Origin of the sequence: Psychromicrobium silvestre, assembly GCF_013408295.1 — a bacterium.
Classification (GTDB): Bacteria; Actinomycetota; Actinomycetes; order Actinomycetales; family Micrococcaceae; genus Renibacterium; species Renibacterium silvestre.
Window position 1 is genome coordinate 1370233 of sequence record NZ_JACBYQ010000002.1, and the last position, 21823, is coordinate 1392055.

The following is a 21823-nucleotide window of genomic DNA, read 5'->3' on the forward strand; positions in this document are numbered from 1 at the left end:
GTAGATTGTCCCTATGATCCGCCTGCTGATAGCCGATGACCAAGCCCTGGTACGGGGAGCCCTCGCCGCGCTGCTCGGCTTGGAGCACGATATTGAAGTGGTTGCTGAGGTGGGCAGGGGTGATCAAGTCTTGGCTGCCGCCGTCGAACATCAAGCTCAAGTTGCCCTTCTGGATGTCGAGATGCCCGGCTTGGATGGCATCGCCGCGGCAGCGCAACTGCGGAAGGGTCTACCGGGGTGCAGGGTGCTGATGGTGACCACCTTCGGTCGGCCAGGATATTTGCGTCGGGCCATGCAAGCCGGAGCGAGCGGCTTCGTGGTGAAGGACACCCCGGCGAAACAACTCGCCGATGCCGTCCGGAGGGTTCACTCGGGGCTTCGGGTGGTCGATCCCACGCTTGCCGCGGAGACCCTGACCAGCGGCGAGAGCCCATTGACCGACCGGGAAACTGAGGTACTACGGGCCGCTAGCCAGGGCGGTACGGTGGCAGATATTGCCAAGGCAACCTTTCTCTCCGAGGGAACCGTCCGGAATTATCTCTCCAGTGCGATGGGTAAAACCTCTGCCCGGACCAGGGCCGAGGCCGTGCATACCGCGGAGGAAAACGGCTGGTTGCTCTAGATTTTGCCGGATTTGAGAGAATAGAACCGTGACTGTTATTGATCTGCCCAGTATTGATCTACCCAGCGCCACCGACCGGTTGGAACTGCCGCCGTTGCGGCTGGGCAATATTACGGTGGATACCCCCGTTGTGCTGGCTCCGATGGCGGGCATCACCAATACTGCATTCCGGCGGCTCTGCCGTGAGTACGGTGGTGGCCTGTATGTTGCCGAAATGGTGACTTCCCGAGCCCTGGTTGAGCGCACCCCGGAGAGCCTGCGGATCATCTCCCATGACGAGGACGAAAAGGTTCGTTCGGTGCAGCTCTACGGCGTCGATCCGCTCACCGTTGGTAAAGCGGTACGAATGCTGGTGGAGGAAGATCGGGCCGATCATATCGACCTGAACTTCGGCTGTCCGGTGGCCAAGGTGACCCGCCGGGGTGGGGGAGCGGCGCTGCCTTGGAAGACCGAACTCTTCACCTCAATCGTGCGCACTGCTGTCCGGGAAGCCTCCCGCGGGGATATTCCGCTGACCGTCAAAATGCGCAAGGGAATTGACGACGATCATCTGACGTATCTGGAAGCCGGCCGGATCGCTCGTGACTCGGGGGTTGCCGCCGTCGCACTGCATGGCCGCACCGCCAGCCAGTTCTACTCCGGTACCGCCGACTGGTCAGCCATTGCCCGGCTGCGTGAGGCCTTGCCTGACATTCCGGTACTGGGTAACGGGGATATTTGGAGCGCGGAGGATGCCATCCGGATGGTCCGCGAGACCGGTGTTGATGGTGTGGTGATTGGCCGCGGTTGCCAGGGACGTCCCTGGCTCTTCGGTGATCTGATGGCCGCTTTCGACGGGAGTGCGCAACGTTTTCAGCCCGGTCTGAAGGAAGTCTCCGAGACGGTTTACCGGCACGCTGAACTCCTCATCGAGACCTTCGGTGAGGAGAACAAGGCGCTGCGGGATATTCGAAAGCATATGGCCTGGTACTTCAAGGGTTATGTGGTGGGCGGCGAGCTGCGCGCCAAACTCGCTGCGGTGCCAAGCCTTGAGGTTTTGCGTGAGCTGCTGGATCAGCTCGATATGGAGTCACCTTATCCGGGTGTCGACGCCGAGGGTCCGCGCGGCCGAGCCGGCACGCCAAAGCGCACCGCGCTTCCGGATGGCTGGCTGAATAGCAAGGACTTGGATGAGGGGCAGCGCGCAGGAATCGCGGCGGCCGAATTGGATGTCTCCGGTGGCTGAGGGTCCAGCGGTTAGGGGGCTGGCGGCGGAAACCTCAGCTCTGGAGAACCCGGGTTCTGGCTATCGGGACGCCGATGCGGAGCGAATGGTTGCCGAGCCCTTTAAGAATTCTTATCGCAGCCCCTTTGAACGTGATCGGGCGCGGGTACTGCACTCCTCGGCGCTGCGCAGACTGGGGGCGAAAACCCAGGTGGTGGCTCCGGACAGCGATGACTTTGTGCGGACCAGACTGACCCATTCGCTCGAAGTGGCGCAGGTGGGTCGTGAACTGGGCCGGGTGCTCGGCTGCGATCCAGATGTGGTCGATACCGCATGCCTTTCCCATGATCTGGGCCATCCACCCTTTGGGCACAATGGCGAGGCCGCGCTGAACGAACTGGCACACGCAATTGGCGGTTTCGAAGGCAATGCCCAAACCCTACGATTACTGACCCGCTTGGAGCCGAAAGTTCTCGATTCCGACGGCGGTCCCGCTGGCTTGAATCTGACCAGAGCTAGCCTGGACGCGGCCTGTAAGTATCCCTGGCTGGCTGCCGATGCGCCGGTGGTGCACGGCCACCGGACCAGTAAATTTGGCGTCTATACCGACGACGAACCGATTTTTCGATGGTTGCGTGAGGGTGCTCCGGAGGGGCATAGCTGCATCGAAGCTCAGGTGATGGACCTGGCCGATGACATCTCCTATTCCGTGCACGATGTGGAAGATGCCATTGTGGCCGGGAGCTTTCAGCTCGCCGAACTGGGAGATTCCGATAACAGGAACCGGGTGATTGGCTATACCCAACAGTGGTACCTGCCGCATACCGAGCCCGCCGAAATCGATGCTGCCCTGGAGCGCTTGGAAGCCACCGAGGTTTGGGTGCGGCATTCCGATGGTTCGCGAGCCGCAATGGGATCGCTGAAGAACATGACCAGTCAGCTGATCGGCCGGTTCTGCCAGAGCGCCTTGGATACCACCCGCGCAATTTATGGTTCGCAGCCCTTGACCCGCTTTGCCGCCGATGTGGTGGTGCCGCAGGAAACCATTATTGAGATCGCGGTGATGAAAGGACTGGCCACTACCTTTGTGATGACAACGGATCGCCGGCAGCCGATCTATCAGCACCAGCAAGAGGTGCTGCACGAATTAGTGGCTATCTTGGTGGCCTCCGGAGATCAACACCTGGAAACCATGTTTGCGGCGGATTGGCGTGCGGCGCAGAATGATGCCGAGCGCTTGCGCGTGGTGATCGATCAGGTGGCCTCGTTGACCGATGTTTCGGCTCTGGCATGGCATCGTCGGTTGTCTACACTGGTGCCATGATGACGGCAGCGCAGATTTACCAGCAACTGACAGCTCAGGCTCAGGGTACGCCCTATACGGTGACTCCCATTGAGGGCGGTTTGCGGGTGCATCTAAATGTGGCGGATCTGCACTGGCTGACGCTCTTCTATGAGTACAAGCTGGATAAGGAATACAGCATTAATCTGTTGCTTGACGAGGCGCACCAGGTTTATAGCCGGGAGCAAATCATCAGGGAGATGCGCTGGAAGGCCGGTGCCGGGCCGCTTGGATTTGTGCCCTATTTTGAAGCCGCCAAATCGGTCAAGATGGGCAGCATGATTGAGATCAGCGCGGTGCGTACCGTCGGGCTTCAAGAGGACGGCTCGATGGTGGGCGGCTATAACTTCGACAGCCGGGAAATGTCGAGGTTTGTTGACGCCGTGATGGTGCCCTCGGGCTGGAAGAAAAAGATGGACAAAAGCACCAAGCTCGGACTGGGCTTTGCCTTGGGAGGTGTTGGCTTCGCCATTCTGGCGGTCGCCTTTGCCCTGATCCTGACCTTTAGTCTGGGTCACTAGCTCTCCACTTTGCGACTTGCGGTGAGCTTTTGCGGCTTGGCTGGCTCGCAGTGGACCGATCCGCTTAGCGTTCGGTGAACTGCGTTCATCTTGTCGGGACGCTGCCATAGACTAACTGGGTGGCCGGACTGATCAAGCGGGAGGATATCGAAGAACTCCGCACCCGCACCGATATCAAAGAAGTCGTCGAGGGCTACGTCACGCTCAAAAGCGCCGGTATCGGCTCCTGGAAGGGCTTGTGCCCTTTTCACGATGAACGCAGTCCTTCCTTCAACGTTCGGCCCCAGATGGGCCAGTATCACTGCTTTGGCTGCGGCGAGGGTGGGGATGTCATTTCCTTCATTCAGAAGGTGGATCATCTAACTTTTGCGGAGGCGGTGGAGAAGCTCGCCGGACGGATTGGCTTCGAGCTTCACTACGAGGATGGCGGTACCGGTCCGCGCCGCGAGGAGATCGGCCGACGTCAAAGGTTGCTGGACGCGCATAAGGTGGCTGCCGAGTTTTTCCGGGAGCAATTACTCACTCCCGCTGCGGCAGCAGGGCGTCAGTTTTTGAGTGGCCGGGGTTTCGACCGGGCTGCTGCCGAGCACTTCGGGGTCGGTTTCGCTCCACAGGGGTGGGACTCGCTGCTAAAGCACTTACGCGGGCGGGGATTCACCGAGGAGGAACTGCGGCTGACCGGAATGTTCTCCACCGGCAGCTCCGGAAACAGAATGTTTGACCGCTTTCGTGGCAGGCTAATCTGGCCGATCCGAGACATTGCGGGGGAGACCATCGGCTTCGGGGCACGCAAGCTCTTCGAAGAGGATCAGGGACCGAAGTACCTGAACACTCCGGAGACCCCGCTGTATAAGAAGTCGCAAGTGCTCTACGGTATTGACCTAGCCAAGAAGGCGATCGCCAAGGAGAAGCAACTCGTTGTAGTCGAAGGCTATACCGACGTGATGGCCTGCCACCTTTCCGGAGTAGAGACCGCCGTGGCCACTTGCGGTACCGCCTTCGGCGCCGACCACGTCAAGGTGGTACGTAGGCTACTTTCCGACGACGGCAGTGGCAGTGTGATTTTTACCTTCGACGGCGACGCAGCCGGTCAGAATGCGGCCCGTAAGGCTTTCGATCTGGACCAGCGCTTCCTCTCCCAAACCTACGTTGCAGTGGAACCGAATGGTATGGACCCGTGCGATCTGCGGCAGTCTGGTGGCCCGGAAGCAGTGCGGAACTTGATCTCGCTCAGGAAGCCGCTTTTCGAATTCGCGGTGCGCACCGAGCTGGATAAGTTCGATCTGAGTAGTGTCGAGGGCAGGGTGAGAGGACTGCGCTCTGCGGCACCCATTCTGGCCGATATCCGGGATAACTCCACCAAGGTCGGTTACAGCCAACTGGTGGCCGGTTGGCTGGGCATAGCCGATCCGAACGAGGTGCTGCGCGCCGTCAATGCTGCCGCAAAGCAGCATAGTCGTTCCGGTCAGGCCGAACACTCTGCCGGGAAACTGGAAGCCAGCAGGGGGAGCCAAACCGAGGAGGCGCCGTCGAACCCTGAGCCCGGCTTTAGCAGGCCAGACCCGCGGGACCCGGCCGCGCGGATTGAGCGGCAAGCGCTCGAAGTGGTGCTTCAGGAGCCGGGGGTGCTGAGTGACGCTGATTGGCTGCACTTCGGTGAGGTGCAGTTCGCTGTGCCTGCCTATCGTGCCGTGCACGACGCCGTCAGGGCAGCGGGTTCCCCAGCGGCGGCCGGGAGTGCCTCGCTGTGGCTGCAGAAGGTCACCCAGGAGACCCCGGAGCCGCTGCTGCCACTTATTTCCGAGCTCACCGTAATAGCGCTTCCGGCGACCTCCGCGGAGAGCTTGAAGAACTACTGCGTCTCAATGATGCGCAGTCTCTTCGAGATGCAGCTGACCCGGCAGAAGGCCGAGAAGCTTGGAGCACTGCAAAGAATGGACCCGGTGGCCGACCCAGAAAAGTACCAGCTGCTGCAGCGTGAATTGATGGAGCTGGAGGTCCGACGGCGGGTGCTGAGGGAGGAATGAGGGGCCGATTTCACAGCGCCCGAATCCTTTGTTAGAGTAATACCTGCCTCATTCCTCCTTAGCTCAATTGGCAGAGCATTCGACTGTTAATCGAAGGGTTGCTGGTTCAAGTCCAGCAGGAGGAGCCACGGAAATCCCGTGATCCCGGTTTTAGCCCGGATCACGGGATTTTTCTTTGCCGTAAAGAGTCTCTGCGGGGTTCGGAACTCAGCTTCCGGACGTGCTGGATGGTTTGGGTGAGGATCTCTTTCCCAGCAGAAGATATCTGCGCCGAAACCAGGGGTGGAAGGACTGGCCCTGGCCCGTTCGTCTAGGCCGATGCGCGGATTGATCGTGTCACTCAAACCGATCCCGAGTAGGAAGCAAATCGGTCGTTCTTGGCTGGTGAGGTAAAGAGCAGCAAAACCCACCCCAAACACCCCAACGAGTGTGGAGATCTACACGCTAAACGGCGCTCAAAACATGCAGATCTCCACACTCGACGAACAGGCCCGGGCCGCAACATCCCCCTCACCGCCCAAGCCCCAAAAAATTTATGTCTTCGTCACATTTGACGGGGCAGAAACAGAAAATGTTAATATCGGCTGTTGATCAACAGCTCTCGGGGGAACCAAAATGACTTCTTGCCTGGCAAATACCGGCGCCAATCCAACCATTCCGCTCATCTTGGGACTCTCCTTGCTCATCTTGGGTGCGGTAATCGTTGTTATCACGCGTCGTCGACGCGGAAAGAGCACCGCCACCGGAGCTCTGGTGCTTATTGGACTGTTAGCCTTTGGCGGCTTCGCCCTTAACGCCGCCCAGCCCTCGAGCGCAGCAGCCTCTGCCGAATGCGATGCGACCGCGCCGGCACCACTCCAAAGCAACCCCGCTGCGGTAGCGCCGGCCCCCGCGCCCAGCACTACCCCGGCAACGAGCCCGGCACCCGCTCCGACCACAAACCCAGCTACCAGCCCGGCGGTGACCCCGAAGGCAACTCCGAGCAGCAGCCCGAGCGCAAGCAGCACCGCAACGCCATCGGCTACCCCCACTCCGACCGCAATTACGGTGACGCCAACAGCTCCTACCGCTAGCTGTGATTCCGTCGGCGCGCTGCTGGTGACCGATCCGACAGAGACCGGAGTCGTCTACACCCAGACCTCCACCGGTTCGGGAAGCTCCTTAGTCATCACTGATACCGCAACCGCAGCCCCCGGCTACGTTATCGCTCCCGGTTCCACCACGGTGTGGACCTTCCCCGCAACAGCGACTTGCGGCGGCGGTGGCGGCAATAACGGCGGCGGCGGCAGCGGCGGCAATAGCTGATTGCTAGCCGAAGAGGCGGAGAAACACTAGCGGGGAGAACTCAGCCCGCTATCGTACTCAGCACTTCCAGCAGGACCCGGGCGTGATTACGTTCCGGGTCCGCTGCACCGTAGAGCAAGGTGCTTTTGGATTGAGCCTCAAGTAGTTCGCGAAAGCCCGGAACAGCGGGGTTGCTTTGCAATTCGTTCCGGTATTCTTCGGCGTAATTGTCCCAATGCTCTGGATCGTGGTGCCAGCGTTGACGTAGCTCCGGCGAAGGCGCCACCTCCTTGAGCCACAGATCGAGACGCGCTCGTTCCTTACTGACACCGCGCGGCCAGAGCCGGTCAACCAGAACTCGGAATCCGTCGTCGTCCGCCGCGGGTTCGTAGACTCTTTTGAGCGTCACATCCATCAGCCCAGCATCTCATTTCTGGCGGGGAAATCGGCAAGGGGCCTCAGAACTGGTTGACGTAGCTAGCGGGGGTGACCTCAGGCCCGGAGATGGTCACGTTGAGCGTGGCCGCCGACCCTGGCTCTATTTGAGTGACGATCTGAGGTTGAGCCTGATCGATCCGAGCCGTTTTGCAACTGAGGCTAGCCGAGCTCAGCAAAACGCAGCTCCATCCTTGGCCCTGCGCGGGTTGCGTTGCACTGAATTTCCGGCCGCTGCTCAGATTTAGGACCACTGAGACGCCGGATGACGGGAGTTTCTCAGGGCTGGTGAGAGTAACCGTTGTCACCGATCCGCCGTTGGGCAGACGAGCCGAAACGGTTCGAGCCGAAATTGTCACCGGCGGCGGCACGGTCGGGATAGGTTTAGCCGAGGTCGGTGCAGGCGCCGGTATCACCAAGGGTACGGACGGAGCGGGTGTCGCCGCCGGAGCACTGGGAGAGGGCGGCCTGCTTATGGGGCTGGGACGGGGGCTGGGACGAGGTGACGGGGTCGGGAGCGGACTCTGTGCCGAGGGCAAAGCCGCGGAATCGCGCTGCGGAGAATGACTACTTGGCAGGAGCAACAGCAGGAAGAGCGCGATCAGGGCCGCGCTGGCGCAGATAGCGCCAGCCTTCTGAAGGCTCCGAATCCTGCCCGGCAAGACTGTGGGAACGGGATTCGGTAATTGGGCAACTGCCGCCTGGAATTCGGGAACAGATAGCCCAGAGATAAGCGGCACCATAACGGCGCGTAAGCCGGAACGCACATCCCGGACCTCGGTGAGCAACGCCGTGCAACTGCCGCAAGTAGCGAGGTGATCCTCTACCTGTTTCTTGATCGACGCCCGGAGGGTGCCAGCCACGTAGGCGCCCAATCTGCCCGCGTTCTCATGACATTCCGGATTTGAAGGCTTAATGTGGTTTTGCAGGTAGTTGGCTCGAAGCGCCTCGCGTGCCCTTCCCGCCAAAGAAGAGACGGCGTTGGAAGTAATCCCTAAAATGACTGCTACCGCTGCGGGTTTCTGCCCCTCAATATCGAGATACCAAAGGACCGCCTGCCATCGTTCGGGTAGCTCCCGAAAGGCCTTGGCGATGATGGCGGATTCGAAGGCATCGAGGGTGATGTCCTTCGAATCGGTGTGCTGGTCGAGAATTTGCTGATCGCTGGTCGGAATGGTCTTTGACTTCTTAAGATTCATTCTGTGCGCGATCCTGGTGACAGCGGTCAATAGATACGCACGAAATGAGCTTTCCGGCCCCCGGCCTTCCTTGAGCTTGGTGAAGGTATAGGCGAAAGCCTCCGAAACCACATCCTCCGCATCGGAATGCGAATCGACGTTCCTGATCGCCACAACGCGAGCCAGAGCCTGGTGCCGACGAAATAATTCAGCGAAAGCTTCGGCATCTCCCGTACGACTACGGGTGATGAGCTCGCTGTCCCCTATTTCAATGAGTTTTTCCAAAAATATCTCCCCTTTAGGCACTAGGGCTCACCTCCGCTCCAGGGCCCATCTATAAGAAGTACCGATTGAGTCGAAATAGTGTTGCGCGAGCTCCTTATTGGTCTGTGGATCGGAGCGGACGACGGCGGTCGGCAAGTTTCAGGGGTCGGGGCCAGGGCACCGAGGGGTGCGGTAAACAAGTAGTAGCTGAGACGCTGAGTGCTTGCTGCCAAAGCGAACACGAGACCCTTCAATCCCTGATGAGAGACTCGACCAGGGGCTGGATCGAGTCCATCTGCTTCCTATTATCTGCCTGCCCATGGCCATTTGATCCTCGGTGGGTAGCAACGTTCTGCGGGTAGAAACACGCATCATCCGAACTGTGACTTGAATCACAGAATCGGCGCGCCATGTTTTGTATCGGATGCGTACTTTAAGGCGAGCCGCCCATCGGGGGTCCCTCGAAGTGGGGGAGTGATGGGTAGGCGTCCGTAAGTGAAAAACAACGAGGAGCGAGATGCAGACGTATAAAAAGAAAGTTCTGAAGTGGGCCGCTGTTCCGGCCCTGGCATTGGGGATACTAGCCGGTGGGGCAGCTATCGCTCAGGCTGCTGCAGGCTATAGCAATGAAATGACTCTCCAGACTATTGCTCCCGGGGCCAGCGGCACCGCGGGGATCACTCTCACCAATCCCGACGGAGTAACACACACCGATACGCTGACCTTCACTATGCAGGCGCCGTCGAACTCCACCTTCACGGACAATCAGATCGGCCAGCGAGTCACCACTGGAACACAGGCTGCCAATGGGCAGACCCAGCCAACCAACTGGTCAGCCGCAGGATGCGTGCTCTCCAACGGAAACAAAACCATGACCTGCACCAACGTCTCCACTACGGTGGGGGCCGCGGGAAGCGGGCAAGTGGGGTACTTGGATTTGATGGTGCATCTGACCGCTAACCCGGGTGCGCCGTATAGCTCGACCTTCAATGACGGATCTATCGGGTGGACAAATACCAACGGTCAGATCGTGGGCAGTGCCCCACAGGCGATCGGATTTAAGACTCCTGTTGATCCGGGTGCGCCGATGGTTGATCCTTTGGTTGCTGGTGGGGCGGTGGTGGTTGCTGCCTTGCTTGCTGGTGGGGTGTTTTTGGTGCGGCGTCGCGCTGTCGCGACTCGGTCCTGAGGATTCGGTCCTAAAGGAGGTAAGCCCTTATGTATGGATCTGGTCCTAGCACTCACGGTGGTGGCGGTTTAATCACCGGCGTGGCTGGTGGTGGCGTGGCGGGTGTGGGTTCTTTGGCTTATACCGGTTTCAGCTCTTTCACCGTTGCTTTGATTGCGGCTGTTCTGGTGGTTTGCGGTATTTTGCTGTTCCGTCTTGCGGTGGTGAGGAAACCCGTTGCCGAGCGGGATGGTGCGGCTGAGGTATCGCGGCAAACCTAACATCACCCCCAAACGATGGGCAGCGGGAATTTCCCGCTGCCCATCAACTGCTTTGCGGGGGTATTGGTACTTGAACTGTGATTAGAAGGCGGGGAAGCTGGATTTGTGGCATTATTTGCCGGCAAGCTGGCCTGATCGGAGTGGATCGAGGTGGAGATAAACGTGCGGCGTGAATCAGGAATTTTTCAGGGATATTTCGGGCCTGGGAACCGGGCGGGACGGCTCATTGCCTTGGCTTCAATGCTGGGAGCGTTCATTGCGGCTTCGGTTTCACTTTGCCTCGGGGCTGTCTCCGCCGAAGCAGCCGCACCCTCCGGATACGCTCCGTCCACGGCTTGGACGGTTGGAGCGGTCGCTAGTAGCCCGCTGCCCGGGAATGCTGCCGGATTTGGGGCGCAAATAGCAAGCAATAATTCGACCGGTCAGCAGGACATGGTGCTCGGTACCGACACGTATTCCCAAGACGGAATCAACGCCCCCAGATTTTTGCCCAGTGCGGCTTCGGTAGCGGCGCTTAAGGATAGCTGCGTAGTGGGCCGGCCCGTAAGGGAGCAGAACAACTGTGCAAGCTACTTGGGCACCTTCACTTTTCCGCACCCGGTGATTGACCCAGTTATCGGAATTCAGATGGGCGGCGGGGGAAGCGCGGGTGGTACCCAACCCTATGACTGGTGCGTTGCCGGGTGGAACAATACCGCTATCGCAGCGGTGAACGGTGTGGCGCCGGCTAATGGCCTGCTGACGCTACAGTCCAATAGCTCAACCTTCGTTTTTGCCAATAATGCTCTGACCCTCCCGCAGTCCTATATTGATGGCACCAAGTGTGGCGCACCAACAAGCTATGGGATAGCTTATCTCAAAATAAGCGGTCAGGTGACAAGTTTCCGCCTGGCGAATACCTGGATGCAGGAGGTCACCAAGAATACGACTAATGCGGTGGTCTCGGGCGTTGGGGTGGGTGGCACCACGGTGAACAGCTATTTGCCTTCGGCGGATGTATCAATCTCCAAATCTGCCCCAGCCACGGTGGCGAGCAACGGCACCATCCGCTGGAGCATCAAGGTTGCTAATAACGGTCCCGCTGACTCACATGGATTCATTGTCAACGACGCCGTTCCCGCAAATGTCATGAAACCCGCTATTGTTTCGGCGCCGTCGGGATGTCAGCTTAGCGGGCGCAATCTGCGCTGTTCGGCGGCGCCACCGGGCTGCTCCGGGTCGGCGAACTCTACTGTGCCGAGCTGGGTAGATCTGGCTTGCGCCAATTCCGCTCAGGCTGGAACCACGGTTCTGCCTGCTGGCTCTGCCTTCGGACCCATTGTGCTCTCCGGAGTAGCACCTTTTGCTGCCGGTTCGGTGATCACGAACAGTGCGACGGTGTTCGGAACAGACAGCGATCCGAATCTCCAGAACAATGATGCTTCGGTGAGTACCACGGTGCGGGCGGCCCCCAGCCTCTCCTTGGCGAAGACAGCAGATGATTCCGGGGTCAGGAATCCTGCCAGGCTGGGAGATGTGATCAACTACCATTTCCGCTCGATGAACACGGGGAACACTACGTTGACGCAAGTGCAGATCATCGATCGCCTCCCAGGTTTATCGGCCTTGCAATACTCCTGGCCCGGCATGCCGGGAACGCTGCTGCCCGGCCAAAGCGTCACGGCGACGGCGAGCTACCGGCCCACGCAGCTTGATATCGACGCCGGTCACGTCCGTAATACCGCAAGTGGCAGTGCCAACCCGCCTTCCGGGCCAGCGGTGATACCGACCCCATCGAGCACAGACACCCTTTTGATGGCGGCGCCGGGTATCTCCTTGACGAAAACTGCGGACGCCTCGGGAGTGGAGATTCCGGCTCGGGTAGGGGATGTCATTCGCTACCATTTCCGCTCGCAGAACACCGGAAACCTGACTCTGACCGAAGTGAAGATCACCGACAATCTCCCGGGACTATCTGCTTTGACTTATTCGTGGCCGGGGCCCGTTGGGAGATTATTGCCGGGGCAGGAGGTGACCGCGATGGCCAGTTATCGGGTGACCCAGGCAGATATCGACGCCGGTCATGTGCAGAACACCGGAACCACGGTGGCGCTCATCCCGCCCGAAAAGCCAATATCGTCCCTCCCCTCGACGGTAGATACCTGGTTCATCGACCCCGCCGAAGCCTATCTGGCTAATACCGGGGCGGAGTTGGGGATGAGTGCTTGGGCAATTGGATTTTTTGGCTGCGGGCTGGCACTGAGACTTGTTTCCCGCCGTCGGAAGCCTACTCAGACGAAGTCCATTTCCACCTGAAGGAACCGCTCGGCTTCGACGATCGCGCTGTGGAAAGCCTCAGCCTCGGTGGCGGGATCGGCGGGGTTCCTGGGCTGCCAGCCATGCACTTCGGAATGCACTCTGAGAACTCCGCCGGAAGCCGGGGCGTAAAAGATCCCGAACCGCTGCAGCGGCCATTCGGCGGCGGTTTCCGGAGCAACTAGCAGTGCGGCACCCAGAGCGGGGTTATGCCACTGAGCAATCGGTCGGCGTCGATCCTCGGCGAATAATCCGGCGGCAAAGCTCGCCGCCGCAACCGGGCTTAGCTGCGCAGAGAGCCGCTCCCACCACAATGGCAGCAAAGTGCTATCTACCCGCAGCCAAATGGCAGGCTGTGGGTCCGGATGCGGTGCAGAGGACACAGCTGAATTTTAGCTCCGCAGCGGGCTCAGGAACAGAGCGGATTCACCCCGAGGCACGGTTCTTTCGGTCGTGCTCCGGCGTCGAGCGAGCAACGCCCACAGCCCGGTGCCCAGCAGCGGGACCAGAAGTACGACGGCGGCCCAGCACCAGGCGGGCAAGCCACGGATTCGGGAGTCCTGATATTGCGCCAATAATCCGGCCAAGCCGATCAGGCTGACGGTCAGAACAATGAGCGCCAAGCCAATCAAGGCGAAACCTCCGACTCCGGCGAGCGCGCCCAGATTGGTTAGCTTACCGAGCGAATCAGCGTTGCTGCTTGCCGTGATCATGACGGGCCTTTCGTGGTGCGGAGGTGATGTTTCCACTCTTCCGCGCCAACGCCGTCGTCACCTCGCCGCTAGGCATGAACCTTGGCAGTGACCGCTCAAACCCAGGTATGAGATCGGTGCCGGATTATTTCGACAGCAATTGCCGTAGCATCTGGGTGCGCTGCCGGGCTGATTGGCCGGGTAGGTAGGCTTCCGTGACGGCCAAAGCGATTGAGGGAAGCGCCAGGGGATCCTGATAGTACATGAACATGGTGCGATGACTGGGTTGGAAGCGCGCCTTAAAAGCGGCCAGCGAGCGGAATCCGTAAAAGGGTTCCAGGGCTGCGGCCAGGAAAGAAAGTAGCCGGGACATGGCGTCCTCGGGGCGTCCGCCGCCCTCGCTAACGGCGCTGGCCAGCGGGGTGCCGGAGAGGGAGATCACCTCGACCTGCTGCTGGAAGTGTCTTACCGCAGAGGCGATCATGTACTCCATCACGCCATTGAAGGAATCCGGATGGCGGCGCATGAAGTCCAGGGTCCAGGACTCTATCTGGCCCTCCCGATAGACGGGCAACCAGCTCGTCACCGCCAATACCTGCCCGGCTTCATCCATGGCCACACAGCAAAGCACCGAATCATCCTTCAGCTCTTCTAGTCCGCCCAGGGTGAAGCCAAGCTGTGGCAGCGCTTTCTCCGCCACCCACTCTTCGCTTAGCTGAGCGATCTGGCTGCGCACCGCTGGGCTGAAGGAGGCGAAAGTGCCCCAGATGTTCCGCACTTCGAGTTTGCGGGCTTTGTTCAGGGCGGTGCGTACGTTCTGCCACTCCTTGCCTCGGAAGGCTTGGGAAGTCACCTCGAGCCGGGTCTCCTCCGCCACCTCGAGCGGACGGAAACCTAGTTCCGCCACTCCCGGTCCTAGCGCGGCCGAGGCGGAGTAGAAACAAGGTACCAAGCCCTGTTCGATGCAATGTGTCACGAAACCCTGAGCTGCGGCTGCCCGCCAGGCTTCCTCACCAAACGGATCGGCAACGGTGAGGGCCACCCCGTGATGGACCTGATAGGCGACGCCGGCCTGGCCGTCCGCGGTGAACCAATAGTAATTTCCTTCCCAGAGTGCCATATGGGAAAGCGCACCACCACCGCGGCGGATCAATCCAGCAGCAATGGCGCGATCAGCTGCCTGATCGGCTCCTTGCCCACCGAAACGCCAGTAGTCGCGCACCATCAGGTACAGCATTATGAGCCAGATGACGGCAGCGCCGAAGGTGTAGAGCAGGGTGCAGATCAACCCCTGGGGCAGATTGCTATCCAGCGGGCCGGGAAAGGGGATGAGTAGATGTGGAAGCTGGCTGAGTAGGCTGCCGAGCACATCAGTGCTGAGATTGTCCTCGGCGAACCAGGCCACCACGTAGACCAGCAGTAAGCTGACCGCGAGCGCCAGGCCGGTGCGCGCCAGGCCGCGAACGCTCTCCGGACTGGAGCGCACCTGGAAGGCATGCCGGTTCAGCAGCAGCGCCAGCACGGTCACCAGCGGAGCGAGCACCATAGGGGCAAGATACACGGCGAGGAAGCTGAGCAGATCGGGGGACTGCTCGTTGCTCGGATCGGTCAGATAAAGCACCGTAACCAGCAGCGAAAGAGCCGCTAGATAGCCTTGGACGGCAATGGTGATCCAGAGCGGAAGCCGCCGCCCTCGGCGTAGTCCCTCAGCGCAGACCAGGGAGAGTAAAACCGGGATCAAGGTGAGAAGTACGGCGCCAGGGCTGCTGGCACCCACGATGGATTGCAGGGTTTCACAGGTGGCCTGGCCGTTGCAGGCTTGCTGAACCGATTGGCTATTCATGCTGCTCTGCAAGGTCAGCTCATTGACGAAGGAGAGCGGCCCAGCCGAGAAATTCGCGGTGAACTGGGCGATCAACGGCCCGATCGCGAACACGGCTACCACGGTAGCCAACAGCACCCGGGTCTCGCGGAGGCTGGAGTGGCGTAGCCGATGTTCCGCCCGGCTGCGTAAGAGCAGCGAACCGAGCAGGATGCCGATCAGTGCGCCAAGAAAGGCAAGAATGCTCTGCCCAACGCCAAGATAGAGGGTGAACATAATGGTGCCAGCCAGTAGCCATAGCCGAAGGCGACGGCGCCATAGCGACTCCAGCGCCGCCGTCGCCATACCGACTGCCGCGCAGAGCCCGGCGTAGCAGCCCACCTGGTAATCGCCGCCTAGGTACCCGAGCCACTGGGCATCGTTGGAAACACCCCAGTCGATCATCAGATTGAGTAGGAATGAGCTCAGCGTAGCGCCCAATACGAAGGCTAAGATAGTGCGCCAGTTCCCAGCGAAACGGCAGGCGAAGGCGATCCCGACCAGTAGCAATACGCTACTGATCAGGTAGTCGGCGAGTCCGGTGGCGAAGAAGCTTGAGCTGATCAGCGTCCAGGGTTGCAGGGCGGCGGTGCTGAAATCCAGGGCAAATCTGTGCAGCACCGGATCCGCCGGTCCGTCCAGCAAGGAATTTGTCAACGCGCCGAGCAGCCAGAAGAGCAACAGCAGGATCACCGGAAGCGCCAGAGACCGGACGCTCCACCAGCGTGGGCGCGGAGCTGAGTGCGTCGGGATGGTCACTTTTACATGTTATTGCCTTGTCACTCCGCCCGAAGCGGGACCTCGCGCTAAGTTCCTGTGGAACGCTGTGTGCCCGCTGAATGGTAATTTTGATGGGTAGATGCGTTCTACCGCAGCAGCAGAGCCATGGAGGCAAGACCGATGAGCAGTCCACAAGCCCAGACCCCGGGCAATACCGGCGACAATTCCTTGCTGGGCAACGCCCGGACACTGCTCAGATTGGCGCCAAGGCAGCTCAACGACGAGTTCTCGCTCGCAAAAGAAGAGCTGAAAGCCAAGGGCGTCAAGGTTGGCATCGCGGCTGGGATGTTCGGGGCCGCGCTGGTGTTTCTTGGACTGCTGGTCATTGCCCTGGTGGTCGCCGCAATTATGGGCTTGGCCACGGTGCTGCCCGCTTGGTTGGCGGCCTTGATCGTGGCAGCTTTCTTCCTGCTGATTATTGCGATTTCAGCGTTGCTGGGGCTGCGTTTCTTCAAGAAGGCGCTTCCGTTGATGCCGGAAGAAGCGATCCGTGGGCTAAAACATGATCTGGGTGTGATGCGCGAGGGTGTTAGCTTCGACCCCCAGACCCTGGTCAAGCCGGAACTGAGCAAGGAAGAGAAAGCCGCTCTCAAATCCGAGAAGTTAGCTCAGGCGGAAGCTGCTAAGGCCGAGCGTGAGGCTAAGGCAGCAGCGGCTGATCCGGTACCCACCGAGGCAGAATTGAGGGAGCGGCTTACCGCCCGCCGTGCGCATCTGCTGGGACTGCGTGAGGACCTCGTTGAGCGGATGGATGTGAAAAAGCAGGCTAAGGCACTGCTGGACGATCCAGGTTCGCCCGTCAACCTGGTCCGGCAAAAATGGCTTCCCTTGAGCGTTGCCGCCGTGTCCACCACGACTTTCTTCGTTCTGCTGAGAAAGTTGTTCAAGAAGTAATCGCCCCGAGGCATTCCTAGGGAAACCACCACAAACATTGAAGGGAGCGTGAATGAGACTGATCGGTGCTGGGGCCCGCCCAGGTGAGCCGATCGTGGACCATGATCGCATCTTCACCATCCCGAACGTGCTTACCGTGGTCCGCTTTCTTGGCGTCCCGCTCTTCATGTGGCTGGTGCTAGCAAAACAGGAGTACGGCTGGGGCGTCGTGGTGTTGGCCGCCATGGGCAGCACCGATTGGGTGGATGGCTACATCGCCCGACGTTTTGATCAGACCTCCAAGCTCGGCCGGATTCTTGACCCGCTTGCCGACCGGATTGCCCTGATTACGGTAGCCATCACCCTGGTGGTGGCCGGCGTCGCCCCTTGGTGGTTACTCGCAGTGATCATTGTGCCGGACGCGGTACTCTTCACCGTTTCTTTAGTCTTCTTCCGCTGGCACCCGGATTTGCCGGTGAGCATCATTGGCAAACTACGCACAGCCGCACTGCTCATTGGCACCCCCATGCTGCTGCTCGCGAAGGCCCTGGGACACGAGCCGAATGTACTCAGCTGGATCGCCTGGATTATTTTGACCCTCGGCATTATTGGTCACCTCATCGCGGCTTATAACTACTTCTGGGCCATTGTCCGCAAGCATCACGAGCTACACCGACCCGCTGCGCAGGGCCCGACGCCGGATCACGAGGCGTAACCCTCTATGGTCTGGTTGGCGGTAGCCTGCGCGATAGCCGGGGCATTTTTCCTTGCCTTCGGGGCGCAGCGTCAGGGCAGCGCGGTGCAAGCGAACACCGGCGGCCTGGCTCTGGGTGGTAACGGTTTCCTGCGTTTACTGGGCAATCCACGCTGGGTATTGGGCTTGCTGCTGCTCGGGGCCGGAATGGTACTTAACGTGGTGGCGCTGAGCCTGGGCACGCTCACCGTGATTCAGCCGATTGGAGCCATCGCCCTGGTGATCACCACGATCGTCAACTCTAAGGACCAGGGCATCCGGATCAATCGAGCCACCGTGGTGGCCATTACGATCTGTGTGACCGGAAGCGCCTCCTTCGTATTGCTCGCGGTCAATGTGGTCCGAGAGAACACCCATGTCACGGTGGAGGAGGAGCTCACCATCGTGTTGCTCTTGATCATCGTGGTAGGCGTCCTGGGCGGTTCAGTGCTGTTGTGGAGGCGCCGACTCAAAGCTTTCTTCTACATTATTGGCGCGGGTGTGCTCTTTGGCTTTGTTGCCGTACTGACCAGGATCATCTCCAAACAGCTCTTCGATCCAAACGGGCTGTTCCTGCTCAATCTGCAGTGGTACTCGGTGATCGCTATTGCGGTGGCGGGTGGCCTAGGATCCTGGTTTGTGCAGAGCGCCTACGCTTCCGGACCACCCGATCTGGTGATTGCTGGGCTTACCGTGATTGACCCGATTGTGGGCATCGCGATCGGCATCGCTATTTTGCAGGAATTGCAGCCCAACGTGCCCGCCGTGATCGCTATTGCCATGGTGGTGGCGGCTTTGCTTGCTATCGTTGGTGTCATTGTGCTTTCGCGGCATCACCCCGATGTGGTGCAACGAAAGCGGGACGCGAGAGATGCGGCCAAGCGGGCGCAACGCAAATAATGCCCAATCAGTAGTGCCCGCAGGGCAGTGACTTCAGGAGCCATACGTGAGTTCGACACCCGATCAAGCCAGCCAATCTCGGAAGCCCTTGGTGGTGCTTATCGCGGCCGATACCTACCCGCCGGACGTCAATGGCGCAGCCCAGTTCTGTTACCGGCTGGCCAAGGGCATGGGTGCTCGCGGACACGAGATGCATGTGCTGGCCGCCCGTAACGACACCGGGCCGAGCTTCACCGAGCTGCGTCCGGAAGCGCAAGTCCATCGGCTCCGTTCACACTCGATTTTCACTCACCCGACCTACCGGCTGTGCTACCCCTGGGAGATCAAGCGTGAGATCGCGTTGCTCTTCGACCGGGTAAAGCCCGACGTCGTACACATTCAGTGCCACTACATGATCGGCAAGGCGACCATTGAGGAAGCCGTGCGCCGGGGCATCCGAGTGATCGCCACCAACCACTTCATGCCGGAGAACCTGAACCCCTTCCTGCCCTTCCCCGATTGGTTCTTGAAGATCGTGGCCAAGAACTCTTGGCGCGATATGGGCAAGGTGATGGGTAAGGCGGCTGTGGTGACCACGCCCACGCCGCTCGCAGCCAAGGCAATGCACGATCACGCCTTCCTGCGTAAGGTGCTCCCGGTCTCCAACGGCATCGATGCAGCCGCCTACCAGGCCGCGGAAGACGAGCAGATCACCCGTTACGATTACCCCACGGTGCTCTTCGCCGGCCGGTTGGCAGAGGAGAAGCACGTCGATGTGCTCATCGACGCGCTGGCCAAGGTGCCCGCCGAGCTGAATGCACATTTGGAGATCGTCGGTGGCGGCGAGTTCAGGCCGATGCTGGAGGAACAAGTAAGTCGATTAGGGCTGACGGACCGAGTTCGCTTTCTGGGTTTTGCCCCGGACGAGGAACTCCGCGAAGCCTATATTCGGGCTGCCGTTTTCGTCCAGCCCGGTACCGCAGAGCTGCAATCACTGGTCTCATTGGAAGCGGCGAGTGCTTCCACGCCCTTGGTGCTGGCCAATGCCATGGCCTTGCCGCATCTGATCGACGAAGAGAAGAATGGCTTCCTCTTTGAGCCCGGGAACAGTGCTGATCTGGCCGAGAAGCTCACTCGGATCCTCTCCCTGCCTCGGGCAGATCAAGAAGTGATGGGAGCGGCCAGCCGGGCGGTAGCAGACCGGCATGGCATCGAGGCCACCCTGAAGACCTTCGAAGACCTCTACTATGGGGCGAGCTACGAGGACAAAATCGTCTAGGTTCGGTCGCAGCGACTGCCGCCAGCCTGATGGTAAGCGGCTAGAGTTTCTGTCGATTTCTACTAAGATGGCACAGTTGAACTTTTCACGATCTACATCGTGAGAGTCAACGCACGGGGCTATAGCTCAGCTGGTTAGAGCAGGGGACTCATAATCCCTTGGTCCTCGGTTCAAGTCCGAGTAGCCCTACCAAAAGCCGTGGGTCAGCAGCGTTTCTTTCGCGACTGGCTTACGGTTTTTATTTGTCTTGGTGGGCTATGCCGAGCGCGGCGAAGACCCTGGAATGAAGTAGCTGATATTCGGCGCGGTGCGCTCGCGGCCCTTCGGGTGGTCGTACGACGATTCGAGGTGTTCCGATGATTCGATCGGCTGAGAATTGCTCCCTGGTGAGATCTATTTCTACTTCACTAAGCCGATTCCAATAATGCACCTCCGCGGCTTCCTCGCCACCTGTCACCTCGGCGAGTAAGAGATCTCCACCGAGGAGGTCCTGGACTACTAAAGCCGTTGGTCCACACTGACCATGCGCAGGATTTCCGGGGGTCCACCGAGCCAGTGACTTTGCGTCCAGGCAGGTGGTTTCATTGCTCCAGGAGGCGCGGAAAGCCTCTTCGATTTCAGCAAATGTCCACGTCGTCATGGTTGCCACCCTATTCCTGTCCGCCGACAAATAGTGCTCAGTTAGTCTCCACGCCGAGAGCGCCTAGGGGCAACTCCGAGGATACTCGATGATCCTTATGACCAACGGTGGCGAGAAGGCGGGATAACTCCGGCGGAGCACGGGGCTCAAGCGCTTTACCGGGGACGAGATCTGAGATAGGTTACTTCTGAGTAACCTATCTTTCTTTTGCAAAGGATCGTTATGTCCAAGAGTGCTGTAGATGTGAACAACCTGCCCTATGCCGATGGCGATTTCTACTCCTTCGAGCAATTGCTCACTGATGGGGAACGCGAGCGTTTGCAGCAGATCCGGGACTTCCTGGCTAAAGAGGTTAAGCCGATTGCGGTTGACTACTGGAATCGTGCGGAATTCCCGATGGACCTGATCCCCAAGCTAGCCGAGTTGGACGTGATGAGTCCGGTGCGTCGGCAGGGATATAGCAATCTCTTTGCCGGTCTGGTGCACGCTGAGTTCACCCGAGCGGATACCTCCATTGCCACCTTCATGGGCGTTCACGACGGCTTGTTCACCGGATCAATCGAAGCTCTCGCCTCCGAAGAGCAGAAGGCTGAATGGCTTCCGGATATCTACTCTCTGAAGAAGATCGGGGCCTTCGGCTTGACCGAACCCCTGGGTGGCTCCGATGTGGCAGGTGGCACCCGGACTACCGCACGTAAGGAGGGTGGAAAGTGGATCCTCAACGGCGCTAAGCGTTGGATCGGTAATGCCACCTTCTCCGACTGGGTTGTCATCTACGCCCGCGATGAAGCTGATAATCAGGTCAAAGCCTTCCTGGTAGATACCGCCTCCGAGGGATATACCGCGACGAAGATTGAGAATAAGATCGCCCTGCGCAGCGTGCAGAACGCGGACATCACCTTGGAAAATGTGGTGGTACCGGAGGAGTTCAAGCTGGCGCACGGCAATTCTTTTAGGGACACCAATAAGGTGCTCAAGGTGACCCGTTTGGCGGTGGCTTGGCAGGCTGTGGGCCAGCAGTTGGCGACCTTCGACGTGGCTCGCCGCTACGCCGTCGAGCGTATTCAATTCGGTCGTCCGCTGGCCTCTTTCCAATTGGTGCAGGATCAGTTGGTACAGATCCTCGGCAACACCGTAGCCTCGATGTCCATGATGGTACGGCTCTCGCAGCTCGAAGATCTGGGTCAGGCTAAGGATGAGCAATCGGCTTTGGCGAAGGCTTACACCACCGCACGGATGCGTGAATCCGTGGCGCTGGGGCGCAGTATTCTGGGCGGCAACGGTATTGTCACCGACTACGAGATGGCTAAGATCTTCTCCGATGCGGAAGCTATCTACTCCTACGAGGGCACCTACGAGATCAACTCCTTGGTGACGGCGAGAGCGATCACCGGGATTTCCGCTATCGTCTGATGTCCTTGCTCCTCCGGCGGGCGTCAAAGCTGCGTCCGCCGGGCCGAGCGGG

At 59.7% G+C, this 21823-nt stretch carries 20 protein-coding genes and 2 tRNA genes; 16 read left to right on the forward strand and 6 right to left on the reverse strand.

All coding sequences use genetic code 11. From position 1 onward, the window contains the following. The first annotated feature begins 13 nt into the window (after positions 1–13). From FHU41_RS14280 to FHU41_RS14310, 7 genes are all read left to right on the forward strand, one after another. The gene (locus tag FHU41_RS14280) at positions 14–622 is read left to right on the forward strand and encodes a response regulator transcription factor (protein ID WP_179390271.1); all 609 of its coding nucleotides are present in this window, start codon (positions 14–16) and stop codon (positions 620–622) included. 28 nt (positions 623–650) lie between these two features. After that, positions 651–1847, forward strand: a complete 1197-nt coding sequence (gene dusB / locus FHU41_RS14285) for a tRNA dihydrouridine synthase DusB (RefSeq protein WP_425503318.1) — start codon at positions 651–653, stop codon at positions 1845–1847. Continuing rightward, entirely contained in the window at positions 1831–3150 is a 1320-nt protein-coding gene (locus FHU41_RS14290) for a deoxyguanosinetriphosphate triphosphohydrolase (protein ID WP_179390489.1), read from the forward strand. The genes dusB and FHU41_RS14290 overlap by 17 nt, the downstream gene beginning before the upstream one ends. Beyond that, complete coding sequence (locus FHU41_RS14295; RefSeq protein ID WP_179390272.1) at positions 3147–3689, forward strand: hypothetical protein; 543 nt, start codon at positions 3147–3149, stop codon at positions 3687–3689. Before FHU41_RS14290 ends, FHU41_RS14295 begins: the two co-directional genes overlap by 4 nt. 119 nt (positions 3690–3808) lie before the next feature. Next, entirely contained in the window at positions 3809–5716 is a 1908-nt protein-coding gene (dnaG, locus tag FHU41_RS14300; protein WP_179390273.1) for a DNA primase, read from the forward strand. Between the two features lie 52 nt (positions 5717–5768). After that, a tRNA-Asn gene (locus FHU41_RS14305) sits at positions 5769–5844 on the forward strand. A 487-nt stretch (positions 5845–6331) separates the two neighbouring features. Beyond that, positions 6332–7021 carry an LPXTG cell wall anchor domain-containing protein gene (locus tag FHU41_RS14310; protein ID WP_179390274.1) on the forward strand — a complete coding sequence of 230 codons (690 nt, stop codon included), beginning with the start codon at positions 6332–6334 and terminating at the stop codon, positions 7019–7021. A gap of 40 nt (positions 7022–7061) precedes the next feature. Here FHU41_RS14310 and FHU41_RS14315 read toward each other — a convergent pair whose 3' ends face one another. Together FHU41_RS14315 and FHU41_RS15345 are read right to left on the reverse strand one after the other, a co-directional pair. Then, a complete protein-coding gene (locus tag FHU41_RS14315; protein WP_179390275.1) occupies positions 7062–7415 on the reverse strand; it encodes a DUF488 domain-containing protein in 354 nt (117 codons plus the stop codon). Positions 7416–7458: 43 nt separating this feature from the next. After that, positions 7459–8898 carry a sigma-70 family RNA polymerase sigma factor gene (locus tag FHU41_RS15345; RefSeq protein WP_179390276.1) on the reverse strand — a complete coding sequence of 480 codons (1440 nt, stop codon included), beginning with the start codon at positions 8896–8898 and terminating at the stop codon, positions 7459–7461. A 496-nt stretch (positions 8899–9394) separates the two neighbouring features. Between FHU41_RS15345 and FHU41_RS14325 the strand changes: the two genes are divergently transcribed. The 3 genes from FHU41_RS14325 to FHU41_RS14335 all read left to right on the forward strand — a co-directional run bounded on the left by FHU41_RS14325 (position 9395) and on the right by FHU41_RS14335 (position 12621). Continuing rightward, positions 9395–10066 (forward strand): hypothetical protein, encoded by a 672-nt coding sequence (locus FHU41_RS14325; protein ID WP_179390277.1) that lies wholly within the window; start codon positions 9395–9397, stop codon positions 10064–10066. A 29-nt stretch (positions 10067–10095) separates the two neighbouring features. Continuing rightward, complete coding sequence (locus tag FHU41_RS14330; protein WP_179390278.1) at positions 10096–10326, forward strand: hypothetical protein; 231 nt, start codon at positions 10096–10098, stop codon at positions 10324–10326. A 162-nt stretch (positions 10327–10488) separates the two neighbouring features. Further along, positions 10489–12621 (forward strand): DUF7507 domain-containing protein, encoded by a 2133-nt coding sequence (locus tag FHU41_RS14335; RefSeq protein WP_179390279.1) that lies wholly within the window; start codon positions 10489–10491, stop codon positions 12619–12621. On the opposite strand, the gene FHU41_RS14340 is transcribed toward FHU41_RS14335, so the two are convergent. The 3 genes from FHU41_RS14340 to FHU41_RS14350 all read right to left on the reverse strand — a co-directional run bounded on the left by FHU41_RS14340 (position 12597) and on the right by FHU41_RS14350 (position 15933). After that, entirely contained in the window at positions 12597–13004 is a 408-nt protein-coding gene (locus FHU41_RS14340) for a hypothetical protein (RefSeq protein ID WP_179390280.1), read from the reverse strand. The genes FHU41_RS14335 and FHU41_RS14340 overlap by 25 nt on opposite strands. A 9-nt stretch (positions 13005–13013) precedes the next feature. Beyond that, positions 13014–13334, reverse strand: coding sequence for a hypothetical protein (locus tag FHU41_RS14345; protein ID WP_179390281.1), 321 nt, complete (start codon positions 13332–13334; stop codon positions 13014–13016). A 124-nt stretch (positions 13335–13458) separates the two neighbouring features. After that, positions 13459–15933, reverse strand: a complete 2475-nt coding sequence (locus FHU41_RS14350; protein WP_179390282.1) for a phosphatidylglycerol lysyltransferase domain-containing protein — start codon at positions 15931–15933, stop codon at positions 13459–13461. A gap of 141 nt (positions 15934–16074) precedes the next feature. Here FHU41_RS14350 and FHU41_RS14355 point away from each other — a divergent pair, with 141 nt between their 5' ends. The 5 genes from FHU41_RS14355 to FHU41_RS14375 all read left to right on the forward strand — a co-directional run bounded on the left by FHU41_RS14355 (position 16075) and on the right by FHU41_RS14375 (position 19910). Next, positions 16075–16848: a phage holin family protein gene (locus FHU41_RS14355; protein WP_179390283.1), complete on the forward strand. Its 774-nt coding sequence runs from the start codon at positions 16075–16077 to the stop codon at positions 16846–16848. Positions 16849–16900: 52 nt separating this feature from the next. Further along, on the forward strand, positions 16901–17542 hold the full coding sequence (locus FHU41_RS14360; protein WP_179390284.1) for a CDP-alcohol phosphatidyltransferase family protein: 642 nt from the start codon (positions 16901–16903) through the stop codon (positions 17540–17542). Between the two features lie 6 nt (positions 17543–17548). Then, complete coding sequence (locus FHU41_RS14365; RefSeq protein WP_179390285.1) at positions 17549–18460, forward strand: DMT family transporter; 912 nt, start codon at positions 17549–17551, stop codon at positions 18458–18460. A gap of 46 nt (positions 18461–18506) precedes the next feature. Then, complete coding sequence (locus FHU41_RS14370; protein ID WP_179390286.1) at positions 18507–19718, forward strand: glycosyltransferase; 1212 nt, start codon at positions 18507–18509, stop codon at positions 19716–19718. 115 nt (positions 19719–19833) lie between these two features. Beyond that, positions 19834–19910: transfer RNA gene (locus FHU41_RS14375), tRNA-Ile, on the forward strand. Between the two features lie 46 nt (positions 19911–19956). Here the strand turns inward: FHU41_RS14375 and FHU41_RS14380 are convergent. Continuing rightward, positions 19957–20358 (reverse strand): YunG family protein, encoded by a 402-nt coding sequence (locus FHU41_RS14380; RefSeq protein WP_179390287.1) that lies wholly within the window; start codon positions 20356–20358, stop codon positions 19957–19959. Between the two features lie 222 nt (positions 20359–20580). Between FHU41_RS14380 and FHU41_RS14385 the strand changes: the two genes are divergently transcribed. Beyond that, positions 20581–21771 (forward strand): acyl-CoA dehydrogenase family protein, encoded by a 1191-nt coding sequence (locus tag FHU41_RS14385; protein ID WP_179390288.1) that lies wholly within the window; start codon positions 20581–20583, stop codon positions 21769–21771. Positions 21772–21823 lie beyond the last annotated feature (52 nt).